Below are 14490 nucleotides of genomic sequence, written 5' to 3'. Positions count from 1 at the left end.
GTTTAGCCCCGCCGCCGCGCTGCCGCAAGCGTCAGTAGGGGAATGGATGGCTGCGATAGGTCTGATTGATCCGATCCAGCAGGTCCTCGGGCAGGACCGTATCCAGACCGGCCAGTTGTTCAGCAAGCTGAGCGTCACTGGTTGCCCCAAGGATCGGAATCACTGGGAAAGGTCGCTGGCGGATAAAGGCCAGCGCCATCTGGATCAGCGACAGCCCGTATTCGCGGGCCAGCGCCCGGTAAGCCTCGACCGCCGCTGCGGCACGGTCAGTCTTGCGCCCGCCAAGGTTGCCCTTGCCGCCCGTGGCCAGATCGACCGTCACCCGGCTGCCCTCTGGCACCGTGTCAAAAGCGTATTTCCCGGTCAAAAGCCCCGCCGCCAGCGGCGAATAGGCCAGCAGCGTGACGTTTTCGTTCACACAAGCCTCGGCCATATCCGTATCATGGCTGCGATAGGTCAGCGAATATTCGTTCTGCACGCTGACGATGCGGGGGCCGCGCCCTTCGGCGCGTGTGACCCATTGCGTGATACCCCAAGCCGTATCATTCGACAGACCAAAGGCCCGCACCTTACCCTGATCGGCCAGGTTCTGCATCATGCCCAGCATGTCGTCGATGTGCTGCACCGTGGCCGCCCGATCCTGCCCCGAGGCGTCATAGCCCCACATCTGCCGGAAATGGTAATGCCCGCGCATCGGCCAGTGCATCTGATACAGGTCGATCACATCGGTTTGCAGCCGCCGTAACGAGCCTTCGACCGCCTGCTGCATGATCTCGGGCGAGAAGCCCTCATCGCGCAGGGCGCTGCCCGGCCCGGCGACCTTGGTGGCGATCTGCACCCGGTCGCGGCCGCCGCGCGCGGCCAGCCAGTTACCGATGATTTCTTCGGTCCTGCCGCAGGTTTCCTTCCGCACCGGGTTCACCGGATAGATTTCCGCCGCATCCCAAAAGCTGATACCTGCATCCAGCGCCCGGTCCATCTGTGCGAACGCGTCATCCTGTCCGGTCTGGTTGCCATAGGTCATGGTCCCCAGACAGATTTCGCTGACCTCGGGGCCATTCAGGCCCAGTTTCACCCGCTTCATCGTTGTGCCTTATGTCTTGAACTCGGGCGCAAACTGACGCGAGGATAGCGCAGATGCAACCCGAGGAAGGACAGAGTGATGCAATTCACATGGCTTGGCCATTCCGGCGTGCGGCTGAAGGTCGAAGGTGCCACAATTCTGATTGACCCATGGCTGACCGAAAACCCGATGTTTCCTGCCGACCACCGTGCCGAGGCGCTGGCCGGTGCAACCCATATCCTGCTGACCCATGGCCATTTCGACCATGCCGGCGATGTGGTCGCCATCGCGCAAGAGCTGAAAATCCCCGTCGCGGGGATCTTTGACCTGATGAGCGACTGGGAAACCCGTCACGGGCTAGAGGTCATCGGCTTCAACAAAGGCGGCACCGTTGATCTGAACGGGGCAAAAGTGACGATGGTGAACGCGGTTCATTCCTCATCCTTCCCCGGCCCGGATGGCCCTGTCTATGCGGGCCACGAATCGGGCTATATGATCGCAGGTGACGGACGGGTGGCCTATGTCTCGGGCGATACCGACATTATGGCGGATATGGGCTGGATGGCGGAATATCACCGCCCCGACATCGGCATCCTGTCAGCGGGCGGCCATTTCACCATGGACATGGCCCGCGCCGCCTTTGCCGCGCGGAAGTATTTCAATTTTCAGACGGTGATTCCGGTGCATTACCGCACCTTCCCGCTGCTGGCGCAGGACGCCGCCCCGCTGATCGAGGGCCTGCCGGGCGTCCGCGTACTGACGCCAGAGGTCATGGAAACCGTGGATCTGTAGGGCCGGAAGGGCGGTGCCTCAACCGCCCGCCGCACCCCCGGCCGCAACCGAAGTCAGCCGGTCCAGCGCCGCAGCCAGCGCCTGCACCTCGGGCTGGTCATCGTCCAGCGCCTCCAGATCGTCCAGCCGGTCGCCAATATCCTCGTAAGCGACCCAAACCTTACCCTCGGCATCCTCATAGACCAGCACGTGCAACGGCAGAATCAGCCCGGCCAGCCGGTTTCGCTCCATCACCGGCGTTCCCGCCTGCGGGTTGCCAACGATCACCAGTTGCGATTCCCCGATATCCGCGCCAACCCCACGCGCACCGGCACCATGATCGACAGTGGCAAAAACCGTCGCCCCCGCGCTTTCGGCAGCCGCCACCAGACGCGCCACGCTGTCGGTAACGCTGGCGTCAGACGCCTTGCGCAGCAGATTATCGGCACTGGCCGCCCCGGCACCAAGGCCGACAGCAGCAAAGGCAATCGCGGCAATGAAACGCTTCATCTCTCTCCCTTTCGATGAACAAGGCGGATGCTGCCTCTGGTTGCCAACCGCCTTTGACGCTAAAGGTTCCGCAAAACAGGAAACCCGCCATGCTGAAAACCCGCATCATTCCCTGTCTGGACGTGGCCGATGGCCGCGTGGTCAAAGGCGTGAACTTTGTCGATCTGATCGACGCCGGCGACCCGGTCGAGGCTGCCAAAGCCTATGACGCCGCCGGGGCAGATGAAATCTGTTTTCTGGACATCCACGCCACCCATGAGAATCGCGGCACCATGTTCGATCTGGTGACGCGCACGGCAGAGCAATGCTTTGTGCCGCTGACCGTCGGCGGGGGAGTGCGCTCGCACCATGATGTGCGCGACCTGCTTCTGGCGGGGGCGGATAAGGTCTCGTTCAACTCTGCCGCCGTGGCGAACCCCGATGTGATTGCCGAGGCCGCCGACCGTTTCGGCAGCCAGTGCATCATCTGCGCCATCGACGCCAAGACCGTGGCACCGGGGCGCTGGGAAATCTTTACCCACGGCGGGCGCCGCCCGACCGGCATCGACGCGGTTCAGTTCGCCCGAACCGTCGCCGCCAAAGGGGCCGGGGAAATCCTGCTGACCAGCATGGACCGCGATGGCACCAAGGCGGGGTTCAACCTGCCGCTGACCCGCACGATTGCCGATGCGGTCGATATTCCGGTGATCGCCTCGGGCGGGGTCGGAACGCTGGACCATCTGGTCGAAGGCGTCACCGAAGGCCATGCCAGCGCCGTTCTGGCCGCCTCGATCTTTCATTTTGGCACCTATACCATCGGTGAGGCCAAGGCCCATATGGCCGCCGCCGGTATCCCCGTGAGGCTGTAACATGACCGCACTTGACCGCCTTGCCGCCACCATCGCGGCCCGCAAATCCGCCGATCCCGACGCAAGCTGGACCGCGAAACTGCTGGCCAAAGGCCCCGAGAAATGCGCCGAAAAGTTTGGCGAAGAAGCCATTGAGGCGATTATCGAGGCGATCAAGGGCGACCACGAAAAGCTGGTCTCCGAGGCTGCCGATGTGATCTATCACCTTGCTGTCATGCTGGCCGCGCGCGACGTGACGCTGGATCAGGTGATGGCCGAACTGGACCGGCGCAGCGCCCAATCCGGCCTTGCGGAAAAGGCCGCACGCCCCAAAAGCTGACGCCACGTTCGCCCACGCTTTTCTTGGCCGCGCGAACGGTCTATAAACCCCACAAAATCGCCGCGAGAGCAGCGGCAGGCTATCAGGCAGAGGACGGCATGAGCAAAGATACCGACAGCAAGCAGGACCGCAAGTTTCACGACGGCGATGTGACCTTCATTCAGGCGCTGGCCGAGTTGCTGAACCGCAACGAACTGACCGAACTGTCGGTCAAGCGGGAATACAGCGAAAACGACCGGCTGACCGTCAGCCTGTCGAAACATGGTAAGCAAGTGGTGGTGCAGACCGCAGCCCCGGCCCCGCAGGTCGCTCCGGCAACCCCTGCGGCAGCAGCACCGGTCCCCGCCGCGCCGGTGGTCGAAGACCCGGCCAACCTGCCCGGCGCGGTCACGTCCCCCATGGTCGGCACCGTCTATCTGGCCCCCGAACCCGGTGCCGCGCCCTTCGTCCAGATCGGCCAGAGCGTTGCCGAAGGCGACACGCTGATGATCGTCGAGGCGATGAAAACCATGAACCACATCCCCTCGCCCCGCGCCGGCACCGTCAAGCGCCTGCTGGTCGAGGATGGCTCGCCGGTCGAGTTCGGCGCCCCCCTCGTCGTGGTCGAGTGAGGCCCGCGATGTTCGACAAAATCCTGATCGCCAATCGCGGCGAGATCGCCCTGCGCGTCATCCGCGCGGCGCGGGAAATGGGCGTCAGCACCGTTGCCGTCCATTCCACCGCCGACAGCGATGCAATGCATGTCCGTATGGCGGATGAATCGGTCTGCATTGGCCCTGCGTCCTCGGCGGAAAGCTACCTGAACCCCGCAGCCATCATCGCCGCCTGCGAGATCACCGGCGCACAGGCCGTCCATCCCGGCTATGGGTTCCTGTCGGAAAACGCTGGCTTCGCGCAGATGCTGGAAGATCACGACATCACCTTCATCGGCCCTTCGGCGGAACACATCCGCATCATGGGCGATAAAATCACCGCCAAGGACACGATGAAGGCGCTTGGCGTGCCGTGTGTGCCGGGGTCCGATGGCGGCGTGGCCGATTTCGAAGCCGCGCAAAAGGTCGCGGCTGAAATCGGCTATCCGGTTATCATCAAAGCCACCGCTGGCGGTGGCGGGCGCGGCATGAAGGTTGCCGTGGACGAGGCTGCGCTGGAAATCGCCTTTCGCACCGCCCGCGCCGAGGCCAAGGCCGCTTTTGGCAACCCCGATGTCTATATCGAGAAATACCTGCAAAAACCGCGCCATATCGAGGTGCAGGTCTTTGGCGATGGCAACGGCCGCGCAGTTCACCTGGGCGAACGCGACTGTTCCTTGCAGCGCCGCCACCAGAAGGTTTTCGAGGAGGCCCCCGGCCCCGTCATCACCCCGGAACAGCGCGCCCATATCGGCAAGATTTGTGCCGACGCGGTTGCGCGCATCAGCTATGCCGGTGCCGGCACGATCGAGTTCCTCTATGAAGACGGAGAGTTCTATTTCATCGAGATGAACACCCGCCTTCAGGTCGAGCATCCCGTGACCGAGGCGATCTATGGCGTCGATCTGGTGCGCCAGCAAATCCGCGTCGCCGCCGGCCTGCCGATGGAGTTCGAGCAGGACAAGCTGTCCATCCGCGGTCACGCCATCGAGGTCCGCATCAATGCCGAGCGCGTGCCCAGTTTTGCGCCCTGCCCCGGCAAGGTCACCCAATATCACGCACCAGGCGGTCTTGGCGTGCGCACCGATTCGGCACTTTACGACGGCTATTCGATCCCGCCCTATTATGACAGCCTGATCGGCAAGCTGATCGTGCATGGCCGCGACCGTGACGAAGCCCTGTCGCGCCTGAATCGCGCTCTTGGCGAGATTATCGTGGATGGGATCGACACCACGATCCCGCTGTTCCGCGCCCTGCTGCGCGACCCGGACATTCAATCGGGGAATTACTCGATTCACTGGCTGGAACGCTGGCTGGAGGCCCATAAGGACGACGACTTCGGGCGCCGCTGAGTGGTGCTGACGCCCGAAATGCTGCTGACCGGATACGCCGCCGGAATTTTCCCGATGGCGGATTCGGCGGACAGCCCCGATCTGCACTGGTATGATCCGCCCCTTCGCGGGGTGCTGCCGGTCGGGGGCGTCCATGCCTCGCGGTCTTTGCGTCGGGATTTGCGTCGGGGCAACTGGTCGGCCAGCGTGAATCATTGTTTTTCGGATATCGTTCGCGCTTGTGCGAACCGCCCGGAAACCTGGATCAATGCGCCGCTATTCAACCTCTACGCGGCGCTGCACCAGATGGGCCACGCCCATTCCCTCGAGATCTGGCATGATGGCAGGCTGGCGGGCGGGCTGTTCGGCGTTTCGCTTGGCGGAGCGTTTTTTGGCGAAAGCATGTTCTCGGCACGGCGGTCCGGATCAAAAATGGCACTGCTCTGGCTGTCCGCACATCTGCGTGACTGCGCATTTACCCTATGCGACACGCAATTCATCACCCCGCATCTGGCCAGTATGGGCGGGGTCGAGATCAGCCGCGACGAATACCGCACCCGCCTGGCCAAAGCCCTGAATATACGGGCTGTTTTCGGATCAATTCAGTTGCCCGACTGGCAGGAAATCACCCAGACATCATAACGCGCATCGTCCAGCGCCGACAGCGCCGGAGAGGACGCCACCATCCAGCCCGAAAACAGCGCCTGCCGTGACAGCGTGTCCGTCACCGTCATCAGCGCGTAAGCATCGCTGGACGGGTTATCCACCGGATAGCGACATTCCGACAACCGCACCTGCAAGCGGGCATAGGTCGCCGCTTCCCCGACATTCACCAATAAATCGGTGCTCTGCCCGGAAATCTTGTCCAAACCGCGCAACAAAGCCGCATCCGCGCGGGCGGTGCGTTCCTGCGCCAGCGCCGGGTTGGCGACAAGGGCGAGAGCAGCGATCAATGAGAAAGCCCGGATCATGGTTGGCCCTCGGTTCCATCGGATTGCGAATCAACGAATTTCATCATCAGGGACAGCAGGCTGACAGCACCCTGCACATCCTCAATCTCGGACCCCGGCATAAGATTGTCCGGCGCGCCACCCGGCTGAAGCTGGATATAGGCCCCGCCAAGCAGCCCATCGCTTTGGATCAGAGCCGCGCTGTCTGTTGGCAACAGCAGGTCGGCAGGCAGGTCCAGCACCGCCTCGGCCATATAGGTTTCGGGGTTCAGCCGCACATCACTGACCCGCCCGACCTTGACTCCGGCCACGCGAATATCGGTCCCGCGCGTCACGCCATCCACATCGGGAAACACCGCCCGCAGATCATAACGTGCGCCCGACATGCCCCCGGTTCCACCCGTCGCCCAAAGCAGAAACCCTGCCGCGACAGCAAGAACCGCAGCGCCAGTTAACAGTTCGGCCCGTTCGAGCGCCTTTGTCACAGGTTTATTCCGGCTGCCAGGCGTCGTAATCGCTGCGTGCCTTCGGATCAGCCCGGTAGAGCGACCCGGCAGGATAATAAGCCCCCGGCTGGCCCGTCCGGTTTTCTTCATGGGGGGCCTGCCAGTCACGATGCACCAGCGTTGCTTCGGTCGGAGGTTCTTTATAGGTGAAATGCAGCCAGCCATTCCAATCCGGCGGCACGCGGCTGGCCTCGGACTCACCATTATAGATCACCCAGCGACGCTTATCATCCTTGGTATGGTAATAGATGTTGCCCTGCGCGTCCTCACCGACCCTGACGCCATGACGCCAGGTCCAGAACTGCGTGTTCCATGTCTGGCTGTTCCACCAGCTTAGTGCGCGGATCAGATAGGATTTGATGGACACAGGCGGAACCTCCGGGCAGGCAACTTGTCAGCGATATGGCGCATTTTGCAGGCAAGGTCCAGCCAGCCTGCGCAAAGAACAGGCGCGACCCAAAGGCCGCGCCCCGGTTTTATACGGCGCTGGCCGCTTCCTTCGGGCTGTCGGAATGGATCAGCAGCGGCTTGGCCTGAGCCGCATCCACGGCTTCTTCATTGACGACCACCTCGGCCACACTGTCCAGACCGGGCAGTTCGAACATGGTATCCAGCAGAATATCCTCCATGATCGAGCGCAGCCCCCGCGCCCCGGTCTTGCGCTTGATCGCACGCTTGGCGATGGCGCTGAGGGCATCTTCGGTAAAGGTCAGCTTGACGTTTTCCAGTTCGAACAGCCGCTGATACTGCTTGACCAGCGCGTTTTTCGGCTTGGTCAGAATAGTGATCAGCGCGCCTTCATCCAGATCACCAAGCGTTGCAATCACCGGCAGACGGCCAACAAACTCGGGGATCAGGCCGAATTTCAGCAGATCCTCGGGTTCCAGTTCCTTGAACAGCTCACCAACGCCGCGATCATCATTTTCCTTGACGCTGGCACCAAAGCCCATCGCTGTGCCTTTGTTGCGCTGTGCGATGATCCGGTCAAGACCGGCAAAAGCGCCGCCGCAGATGAACAGGATGTTGGTCGTGTCCACTTGCAGGAACTCTTGCTGCGGATGCTTGCGCCCGCCTTGGGGCGGCACACTGGCGACGGTGCCTTCCATGATTTTCAGCAGGGCCTGCTGCACCCCTTCGCCCGACACGTCACGGGTGATCGAAGGATTGTCGGACTTGCGGGTGATCTTGTCCACCTCGTCGATATAGACGATGCCGCGCTGCGCCCGTTCGACGTTATATTCCGACGCCTGCAACAGCTTGAGGATGATGTTTTCCACATCCTCACCGACATAGCCGGCCTCGGTCAGCGTGGTGGCATCGGCCATGGTGAATGGCACATCCAGAATCCGGGCCAGCGTCTGGGCCAGCAGGGTCTTGCCACAGCCGGTCGGGCCGATCAGCAGAATGTTCGACTTGGCCAGTTCGATGTCCTGCTTGGACCCGTGATTCAGGCGTTTGTAGTGGTTATGCACCGCGACCGACAAAACCCGCTTGGCGTGTTCCTGTCCGATGACATAATCATCCAGCACCGCGCAGATTTCACGCGGGGTCGGCACCCCTTCGCCGGATTTGATCCCCGACGATTTGGTTTCCTCGCGGATGATGTCCATGCACAATTCGACACATTCATCACAGATGAACACCGTCGGACCCGCGATCAGCTTGCGAACCTCGTGCTGGCTCTTGCCGCAGAAGCTGCAATAGAGCGTGTTTTTGCTCTCGCCACTGCCTTGTTCAGCCATATTCCGTTCCTTCGTCTCCTGTGCCGGGGACGGACCCCGGCCGGTTCGCTATTCTGGACAGCACCGCCCTATCTTAAAGGCGCAAGCCTGCTGTCACAATAGGACCAGATTATTTCGTCTCCGGGCCAGCCTTGCCGCGCGGTGCCAGCACCTCGTCGATCAGCCCCCAGTCCTTTGCCTCTTCGGGCGACATGAAGCGATCACGCTCCAGCGCCTGTTCGACAGCCTCAAGCGTCTGACCCGTGTGCTGGACATAGATCTCGTTCAGGCGGCGTTTCAGTTTCTCGGTCTCACGCGCGTGAATCAGAATGTCCGTCGCTTGCCCCTGGAAGCCGCCCGAGGGCTGATGCACCATCACCCGGCTGTTGGGCAGCGAGAAGCGATGCCCCTTCTCACCGGCGCAAAGCAGAAGCGAACCCATCGAAGCCGCCTGCCCGACCACCAGCGTCGAAACGCGCGGGCGGATGTATTGCATGGTATCATAAATCGACAGGCCCGCGGTGACGACACCGCCGGGACTGTTGATATACATGGAAATATCCTTGGAGGGGTTTTCCGCCTCAAGGAACAGAAGCTGCGCACAGATCAGCGTGGCCATGCCGTCATGGACGGGGCCGGACAGAAAAATGATCCGTTCCTTGAGCAAGCGCGAAAAGATGTCATAGGCCCGTTCCCCGCGCGAGGTCTGTTCGACCACCATCGGGACAAGCGTGTTCATGTAAAACTCTGCCGGATCGGTCATTTATGTCTTCCTGCCTGCATGTGGTCTCCTTCGCGATTCGGGATCTGGCCGGTTTGCCTGACACCTTGATAGCCGCGAAAGGTTTACAGAGTCTTAGTAACGACACCCATTTTCCGCAAGTGATGGAAAAAAATCTTCGGCTGCGTTAACCCAATGTAAACGAGAGGTGCGCTATGAAACTGTTTGTCGGCTTGGGAAATCCGGGGGGGAAGTATCAGGATAACAGGCATAATATCGGTTTCATGGCACTGGATCGAATCGCGGCGGATCATGGTTTCGGCCCTTGGCGGGCGCGGTTTCAGGGGCTGGTTGCAGAAGGACGGCTGGGGGGTCAGCGGGTTACGCTGCTGAAGCCGCAGGGCTACATGAACCTGTCGGGGCAATCCGTCGGTGAGGCGATGCGCTATCTGAAGCTGGACCCCGCCGATGTGGTCGTTTTCCATGATGAGCTGGACCTCGCGCCGGGAAAATGCCGGGTCAAGCAGGGCGGCGGTCATGCGGGGCATAACGGGCTGCGCTCGATCCACCAGCATATTGGTGAGGCCTATGGCCGGGTGCGTATGGGCATCGGGCATCCCGGACACAAGGACCGGGTGGCGGGTTATGTGCTGTCGGATTTCGCCAAAGCCGAGCAGGACGGGCTGGATGATCTGCTGCGGGGGATCTCGGACGGGGCCGCGGACTTGGCGGGCGGGGATTCCGGGCGGTTCCAGAATGTGGTGGCGATGCGGGTTGCGCCGCCGCGCAATACAGGACGCGAAGGAACGCGCATACCCGAAGGAAAAGCCGTGGCGGCGAAGCCCTCGGCCAAAGAACCGATGAAAGACAATGGGGTGGCACCCCCGACTGAAACCAGTCTGGAAGGACGATTGCAGGCGTTGAAGAAGTGGTTTTCCTGAGCGTCAGAGAGGCGTTTGCGGCGCAGGCCCGGTCCTGCCGATCCTTGGGGTCGGAACTGACGGCACGGGTCTGCCAAACCTTGGGCTTGGTTTTGAACAGGGATCAGGGGCCGGTTGCGCGGCAGGTTCTGGATTGGCCCGGCGACACCTCAAGCGCCGGTGATTCGGTGCCGCTGCGGCTGGCCGGTGCATTGCATGCGCTGGTATTACAGGGAAGCGCGCCGGTTTTGGCACGGGCCTATCAGCGTGGCGATGTGGAACCGGGACTGCTGCTTGAAACCATCGCCACGCATCAACGGTTCGTGCTGGACTGGCTGGACAGCCCACCGCAAACGAATGAAACCGGGCGGGCGGCGGCGATCATTGCAGCGGCGCGTTTTTTGGGCGCATCGCTTCCGCTGGAGATTTCCGAACTTGGGGCCAGCGCCGGATTGAACCTGAACTGGCCGAGTTTTGATTTTCAGCCTCAGTCTGGGCTGAACGCAGCGGATTTGGATATTTATAGACAAAAGATAGGGGTGATATTGCGCCCGGACTGGCGGGGAAAAGCGCCACCTGCACCCGTGGAATGGGTTGTTGCGGAGGCCGCGGGCGTCGATCTGAATCCGCTGGACCCCTCGCGGGATGAGTTGCGGCTTTTGGCCTATTGCTGGCCGGATCAGCCTGCGCGGTTGGCACGGTTGCGGGCGGCGCTTGCTTTGGCACAGCGGCAGGCCGCGCCCGTCCGTGCGGGGGATGCCGCGCAATGGCTGGGGGAACGGCTGGCACGCCCTGCCCCCGGTCGGCTGCGATTTGTGTATCACACGATTGCCTGGCAATATTTCCCGCCCGAAACACAGGCCCGATGCGAGGCCGCCTTGCAACGCGCTGGGGCAGCAGCCATGCCAGAGGCGCCTTTGGCGCATTTCGGGATGGAGGCCGATGGCGCTGCCCCCGGTGCCGGGCTGCGGTTGCGGTTGTGGAATGGCGCGGCGCAAGGCTGGGATCTTGGCCGCGCGGATTTCCATGGCCGCTGGATTGACTGGCGGCCGGTTGCGATTGACCCGGCGCAGGCATGGCCCTAGCCTGCCACCATGACCAGACCTGCGCGAAATGTGCTTGGGGGCGCGTTGCAGCCCTGTTCGATGGACCCACTGACCGGGTTTTATCGGGATGGTTGCTGCAACACCGGCCCTGAGGATAGTGGCAGCCATACGATTTGCGTCGTGGTCACGGCCGAGTTTCTGGCGGTGTCCAAATACCTTGGCAATGACCTGACCACGCCGCGCCCGGACTATCGCTTTGCAGGGCTGAAACCCGGTGATCGCTGGTGCCTTTGCGCGGCGCGTTTCCTGCAAGCCGCGCAGGAATATGCCGCGCCCAAGGTCGTGTTGGAGGCGAGCCATGAAGCCGCGCTGGAAGTCGTGCCGCTGGCGCTGTTACGCCGTCACGCGCTGGATCAGCGCGGGCCGTAAAGCACCCGCGCCCGGTCCTCGAAAGCGCGGATGATGCGGGACATGGCCTCGGCAAAGACCACGCCGATGACTTTGCGCAAAATCGCGTTGCGAAACTCGAAATCCACAAAGAAATCGACCTGACAGCGCGGCGTATCGCCGGGCATATCGGTAAAGCTCCAACCGCTTTTCAGATGGCTGAACGGGCCGTCCAGATATTCGGTGTCGATCTTTTTCGCCTCTGGCCAGAGCGTCACCCGGCTGCCGAACTTTTCGCGGAAGACTTTGAAGCTGATGACCAGATCGGCCTCGATCACCTCGGCCCCGTCCGGGTGCGCTGTGCGCGAACGGATGCGGGCGGCGCTGTTCCATGGTAAGAATTGCGGATAGCTTTCAACATCGGCCACCAGATCATACATCTGTTGCGCCGAATAAGGCAGAACGCGGGAATCAGAGCTTTGCGGCAAGGCGGCCTCGCAGGGTTGGTGCGGGTCTGGTTAACAAAAGGAGGCAGGGATGAACAACCTGACATGGCTGATCCGGGCGGCGAAATGGGCGCATCGACCACCATCGGCGCGGATGGTCAAACTGGTTTTCGGGATCATCGCGGCGGGGCTGCTGATGCTGGCGATTGAAAAGCTGGGGTTTTGGCCCGATTGGGCGACGATGGAGCGCCCGCCGCGTGGGTTGCGTTAAGCCCTACGACACGGGATCGCAGGGCCGCGCGGTTACAGGCCCGCCTCGCGGAAGCTGTTGCAGCTTGCGATCTGACCGCTGCGATAGCCGCGCATGAACCAGTCCTGCCGCTGTTCGGCACTGCCATGGGTGAAGCTGTCAGGCATCGGCACCCGCCCGGCATTGGACTGGATCACATCATCACCAACGGCCTCGGCGGCGCGCATGGCTTCCTGAATATCGCCGGCCTCCAGCGTGCCGAAACGGTCCTGCTGCTGACGCGCCCAAATCCCGGCAAAGCAATCGGCCTGAAGCTCGGTCAGCACCGACAACTGGTTGCTTTCGGTTTGCGACACCCGCGCCCGCAGGCTGTTGACCTGCCCCAGCACCCCAAGCTGATTCTGCACATGATGGCCAATTTCATGCGCAATCACATAGGCGGCGGCGAAATCCCCGCCCGCGCCCATGCGACGCTGCATATAGTCAAAGAAATCCGTGTCCAGATAGACCTTCTGATCGCCGGGACAATAGAACGGCCCCATCGCGGATTCCGCCCCACCGCAGGCCGAGCGGGTGACGCCGGAATACAGCACCAGCGACGGCTCGCGGTAGGTCTGGCCCGCCTGTTCCTGCAGCACCCGCGACCAGACATTTTCGGTATCGGCCAGAACCACACCAACGAATTCGCCATATTCACGCTGCTCGGCGTTCAGTTCGCCCTGCTGGCCCTGCGTGGTCGCGGTCTGGTTCACCAGCGGCGAGATGTCGATGCCAAAGAAATAACCGACCGCCAGCACCGCCAGCATCCCGACAACGCCAACCCCGCCTGCTCCTGCGGCACCCATGCCGCGCCGATCTTCGATATTGCGGCTTTCACGCCGTCCCCGCCATTGCATCCGATTGCTGCCCTTTGAAAATCGCCCGCTTGGGCGGAAATGCCCTTGGTAACGCTTTCGCGCCTTGACGGTTCCCTTTTGCCTTGCCATGCCAGCCGCAATCAAGGGGCAGAAACGCATGATAAGACGGCTTTACGACTGGACCATGGGGCTTGCGGGGCATCGTCATGCGATGTGGGCGCTGTTCGCCGTTGCTTTCATCGAAAGCTCGTTCTTTCCGATTCCGCCTGATGTGCTGCTGATTCCGATGGTGCTGGCCGCGCCGACCCGCTGGGCATGGATCGCGGCGGTGGCGACACTGGGGTCGGTTCTTGGCGGGCTGTTCGGCTATTGGATCGGTGCGGCGCTGATGGACAGCATCGGCCAGAATATCCTTGCGTTTTATGGCAAAGAGGCTGCTTTTGCCGATATTTCAGCCCGTTTCGACGAATGGGGCGGCTGGGCGGTTCTGGTCGCCGGGGTGACGCCGTTTCCTTACAAGGTCATCACCATCTTTTCCGGCGCGGTCGGGCTGTCCCTGCCCGTGTTCATTGGGGTGTCGATTTTCGCCCGTGCGCTGCGGTTCTTTATCGTGGCATGGCTGCTGTGGCGCTATGGTGCGCCGATCCGTGAGTTCATCGAACGCCGCCTTGGGATCCTGTTCACGGTTTTTGTCGTGGCGCTGATCGGCGGCTTCGTAGCCCTGAGGTATTTGTGATGAACGTGACCAACCGACAGATTGCGGCGCTTGCGGGCGCGGGTTCGGCAGGACTGCTGCTGGCGGCGCTGATGTTTCAGGTGGCGGGCTATGCGCCCTGCCATCTGTGCATCCTGCAACGCTGGCCACATCTGGCGGCGGCGGTGATCGGGGCGGCGATCTGGTTTCTGCCGGTGCCGCAGCGGCTGTTCATCTGGCTTGGCGCGATTGCGGCGGCGGTGGCGCTTGGGCTGGCGCTGTATCACACCGGGGTCGAGGCGCGCTGGTGGGCCGGGCCAAGCGATTGCAGCGGCAGTGGCAATATCGCCAACCTGTCGGTGCAGGATCTGATGGCACAGATCAAGGCCGCGCCGGTAGTGCGCTGCGACGAGGTGGCGTGGTCGCTGTTTGGCGTCTCGATGGCGGGCTGGAACGCGATTGCGACCTCGGTTTTGCTGTGTCTGTGGATGGTCGCCGGGCTGCGGCGGCGCTGAACC

The 14490-nt window shown here is 62.1% G+C and carries 20 protein-coding genes and 1 pseudogene; 12 read left to right on the top strand and 9 right to left on the bottom strand.

Annotated elements, in window-relative coordinates:
* Window positions 1–31 precede the first annotated feature (31 nt).
* Window positions 32–1084, bottom strand: coding sequence for an aldo/keto reductase (locus Q4G24_RS07540; RefSeq protein WP_303365903.1), 1053 nt, complete (start codon window positions 1082–1084; stop codon window positions 32–34).
* A 78-nt stretch (window positions 1085–1162) separates the two neighbouring features.
* On the opposite strand from Q4G24_RS07540, the gene Q4G24_RS07535 reads away from it, so the two are divergent.
* Entirely contained in the window at window positions 1163–1855 is a 693-nt protein-coding gene (locus tag Q4G24_RS07535; RefSeq protein WP_303365902.1) for a metal-dependent hydrolase, read from the top strand.
* A gap of 18 nt (window positions 1856–1873) precedes the next feature.
* Here the strand turns inward: Q4G24_RS07535 and Q4G24_RS07530 are convergent, their stop codons facing one another.
* The gene (locus Q4G24_RS07530) at window positions 1874–2344 is read right to left on the bottom strand and encodes a DUF302 domain-containing protein (protein WP_303365901.1); all 471 of its coding nucleotides are present in this window, start codon (window positions 2342–2344) and stop codon (window positions 1874–1876) included.
* 89 nt (window positions 2345–2433) lie between these two features.
* Here Q4G24_RS07530 and hisF point away from each other — a divergent pair, with 89 nt between their 5' ends.
* The 5 genes from hisF to aat all read left to right on the top strand — a co-directional run bounded on the left by hisF (window position 2434) and on the right by aat (window position 6116).
* Window positions 2434–3192, top strand: a complete 759-nt coding sequence (hisF, locus tag Q4G24_RS07525; RefSeq protein WP_303365900.1) for an imidazole glycerol phosphate synthase subunit HisF — start codon at window positions 2434–2436, stop codon at window positions 3190–3192.
* A gap of 1 nt (window position 3193) precedes the next feature.
* Window positions 3194–3511 carry a phosphoribosyl-ATP diphosphatase gene (locus Q4G24_RS07520; protein ID WP_303365899.1) on the top strand — a complete coding sequence of 106 codons (318 nt, stop codon included), beginning with the start codon at window positions 3194–3196 and terminating at the stop codon, window positions 3509–3511.
* Window positions 3512–3609: 98 nt separating this feature from the next.
* Complete coding sequence (gene accB / locus Q4G24_RS07515) at window positions 3610–4122, top strand: acetyl-CoA carboxylase biotin carboxyl carrier protein (RefSeq protein ID WP_303365898.1); 513 nt, start codon at window positions 3610–3612, stop codon at window positions 4120–4122.
* A gap of 8 nt (window positions 4123–4130) precedes the next feature.
* Window positions 4131–5495 (top strand): acetyl-CoA carboxylase biotin carboxylase subunit, encoded by a 1365-nt coding sequence (gene accC / locus Q4G24_RS07510; protein ID WP_303365897.1) that lies wholly within the window; start codon window positions 4131–4133, stop codon window positions 5493–5495.
* Window positions 5496–6116, top strand: a complete 621-nt coding sequence (gene aat / locus Q4G24_RS07505; protein ID WP_303365896.1) for a leucyl/phenylalanyl-tRNA--protein transferase — start codon at window positions 5496–5498, stop codon at window positions 6114–6116.
* Here aat and Q4G24_RS07500 read toward each other — a convergent pair.
* The 5 genes from Q4G24_RS07500 to Q4G24_RS07480 form a co-directional block, all read right to left on the bottom strand.
* Window positions 6077–6445, bottom strand: a complete 369-nt coding sequence (locus Q4G24_RS07500) for a DUF2155 domain-containing protein (RefSeq protein ID WP_303365895.1) — start codon at window positions 6443–6445, stop codon at window positions 6077–6079. The genes aat and Q4G24_RS07500 overlap by 40 nt on opposite strands.
* A complete protein-coding gene (locus Q4G24_RS07495) occupies window positions 6442–6909 on the bottom strand; it encodes an MlaD family protein (protein WP_303365894.1) in 468 nt (155 codons plus the stop codon). Before Q4G24_RS07495 ends, Q4G24_RS07500 begins: the two co-directional genes overlap by 4 nt.
* Before the next feature lie 4 nt (window positions 6910–6913).
* Window positions 6914–7297 carry an NADH:ubiquinone oxidoreductase subunit NDUFA12 gene (locus tag Q4G24_RS07490; RefSeq protein WP_303365893.1) on the bottom strand — a complete coding sequence of 128 codons (384 nt, stop codon included), beginning with the start codon at window positions 7295–7297 and terminating at the stop codon, window positions 6914–6916.
* A gap of 109 nt (window positions 7298–7406) precedes the next feature.
* Window positions 7407–8672 (bottom strand): ATP-dependent Clp protease ATP-binding subunit ClpX, encoded by a 1266-nt coding sequence (clpX, locus tag Q4G24_RS07485; RefSeq protein WP_303365892.1) that lies wholly within the window; start codon window positions 8670–8672, stop codon window positions 7407–7409.
* Window positions 8673–8781: 109 nt separating this feature from the next.
* The gene (locus Q4G24_RS07480) at window positions 8782–9414 is read right to left on the bottom strand and encodes an ATP-dependent Clp protease proteolytic subunit (protein WP_303365891.1); all 633 of its coding nucleotides are present in this window, start codon (window positions 9412–9414) and stop codon (window positions 8782–8784) included.
* A gap of 173 nt (window positions 9415–9587) precedes the next feature.
* On the opposite strand from Q4G24_RS07480, the pseudogene pth reads away from it, so the two are divergent.
* The 3 genes and pseudogenes from pth to Q4G24_RS07465 form a co-directional block, all read left to right on the top strand.
* Window positions 9588–10160 (top strand): annotated as a pseudogene (gene pth / locus Q4G24_RS07475) (aminoacyl-tRNA hydrolase); the annotation flags it as partial.
* A 140-nt stretch (window positions 10161–10300) separates the two neighbouring features.
* Entirely contained in the window at window positions 10301–11377 is a 1077-nt protein-coding gene (locus tag Q4G24_RS07470; protein ID WP_368660929.1) for a DUF2332 domain-containing protein, read from the top strand.
* A gap of 9 nt (window positions 11378–11386) precedes the next feature.
* Window positions 11387–11767, top strand: coding sequence for a DUF2237 family protein (locus Q4G24_RS07465; RefSeq protein WP_303365889.1), 381 nt, complete (start codon window positions 11387–11389; stop codon window positions 11765–11767).
* Here the strand turns inward: Q4G24_RS07465 and Q4G24_RS07460 are convergent.
* Window positions 11752–12213: a type II toxin-antitoxin system RatA family toxin gene (locus Q4G24_RS07460; protein WP_303365888.1), complete on the bottom strand. Its 462-nt coding sequence runs from the start codon at window positions 12211–12213 to the stop codon at window positions 11752–11754. The two genes, Q4G24_RS07465 and Q4G24_RS07460, sit on opposite strands and share 16 nt — an antisense overlap.
* Window positions 12214–12262: 49 nt before the next feature.
* On the opposite strand from Q4G24_RS07460, the gene Q4G24_RS07455 reads away from it, so the two are divergent.
* Window positions 12263–12442: a hypothetical protein gene (locus Q4G24_RS07455; protein WP_303365887.1), complete on the top strand. Its 180-nt coding sequence runs from the start codon at window positions 12263–12265 to the stop codon at window positions 12440–12442.
* A 32-nt stretch (window positions 12443–12474) separates the two neighbouring features.
* Here Q4G24_RS07455 and Q4G24_RS07450 read toward each other — a convergent pair whose 3' ends face one another.
* Window positions 12475–13317, bottom strand: coding sequence for a neutral zinc metallopeptidase (locus Q4G24_RS07450; protein WP_303365886.1), 843 nt, complete (start codon window positions 13315–13317; stop codon window positions 12475–12477).
* Between the two features lie 118 nt (window positions 13318–13435).
* Between Q4G24_RS07450 and Q4G24_RS07445 the strand changes: the two genes are divergently transcribed.
* Both Q4G24_RS07445 and Q4G24_RS07440 read left to right on the top strand, forming a co-directional pair.
* Window positions 13436–14014 carry a YqaA family protein gene (locus tag Q4G24_RS07445; RefSeq protein ID WP_303365885.1) on the top strand — a complete coding sequence of 193 codons (579 nt, stop codon included), beginning with the start codon at window positions 13436–13438 and terminating at the stop codon, window positions 14012–14014.
* Window positions 14014–14487 (top strand): disulfide bond formation protein B, encoded by a 474-nt coding sequence (locus Q4G24_RS07440; protein ID WP_303365884.1) that lies wholly within the window; start codon window positions 14014–14016, stop codon window positions 14485–14487. The genes Q4G24_RS07445 and Q4G24_RS07440 overlap by 1 nt, the downstream gene beginning before the upstream one ends.
* The last annotated feature ends 3 nt before the right edge of the window (window positions 14488–14490 follow it).

Source organism: Paracoccus sp. (in: a-proteobacteria), from assembly GCF_030538695.1.
Lineage (GTDB): Bacteria > Pseudomonadota > Alphaproteobacteria > Rhodobacterales > Rhodobacteraceae > Paracoccus.
This window is presented reverse-complemented; position numbering and strand designations above follow the sequence as displayed.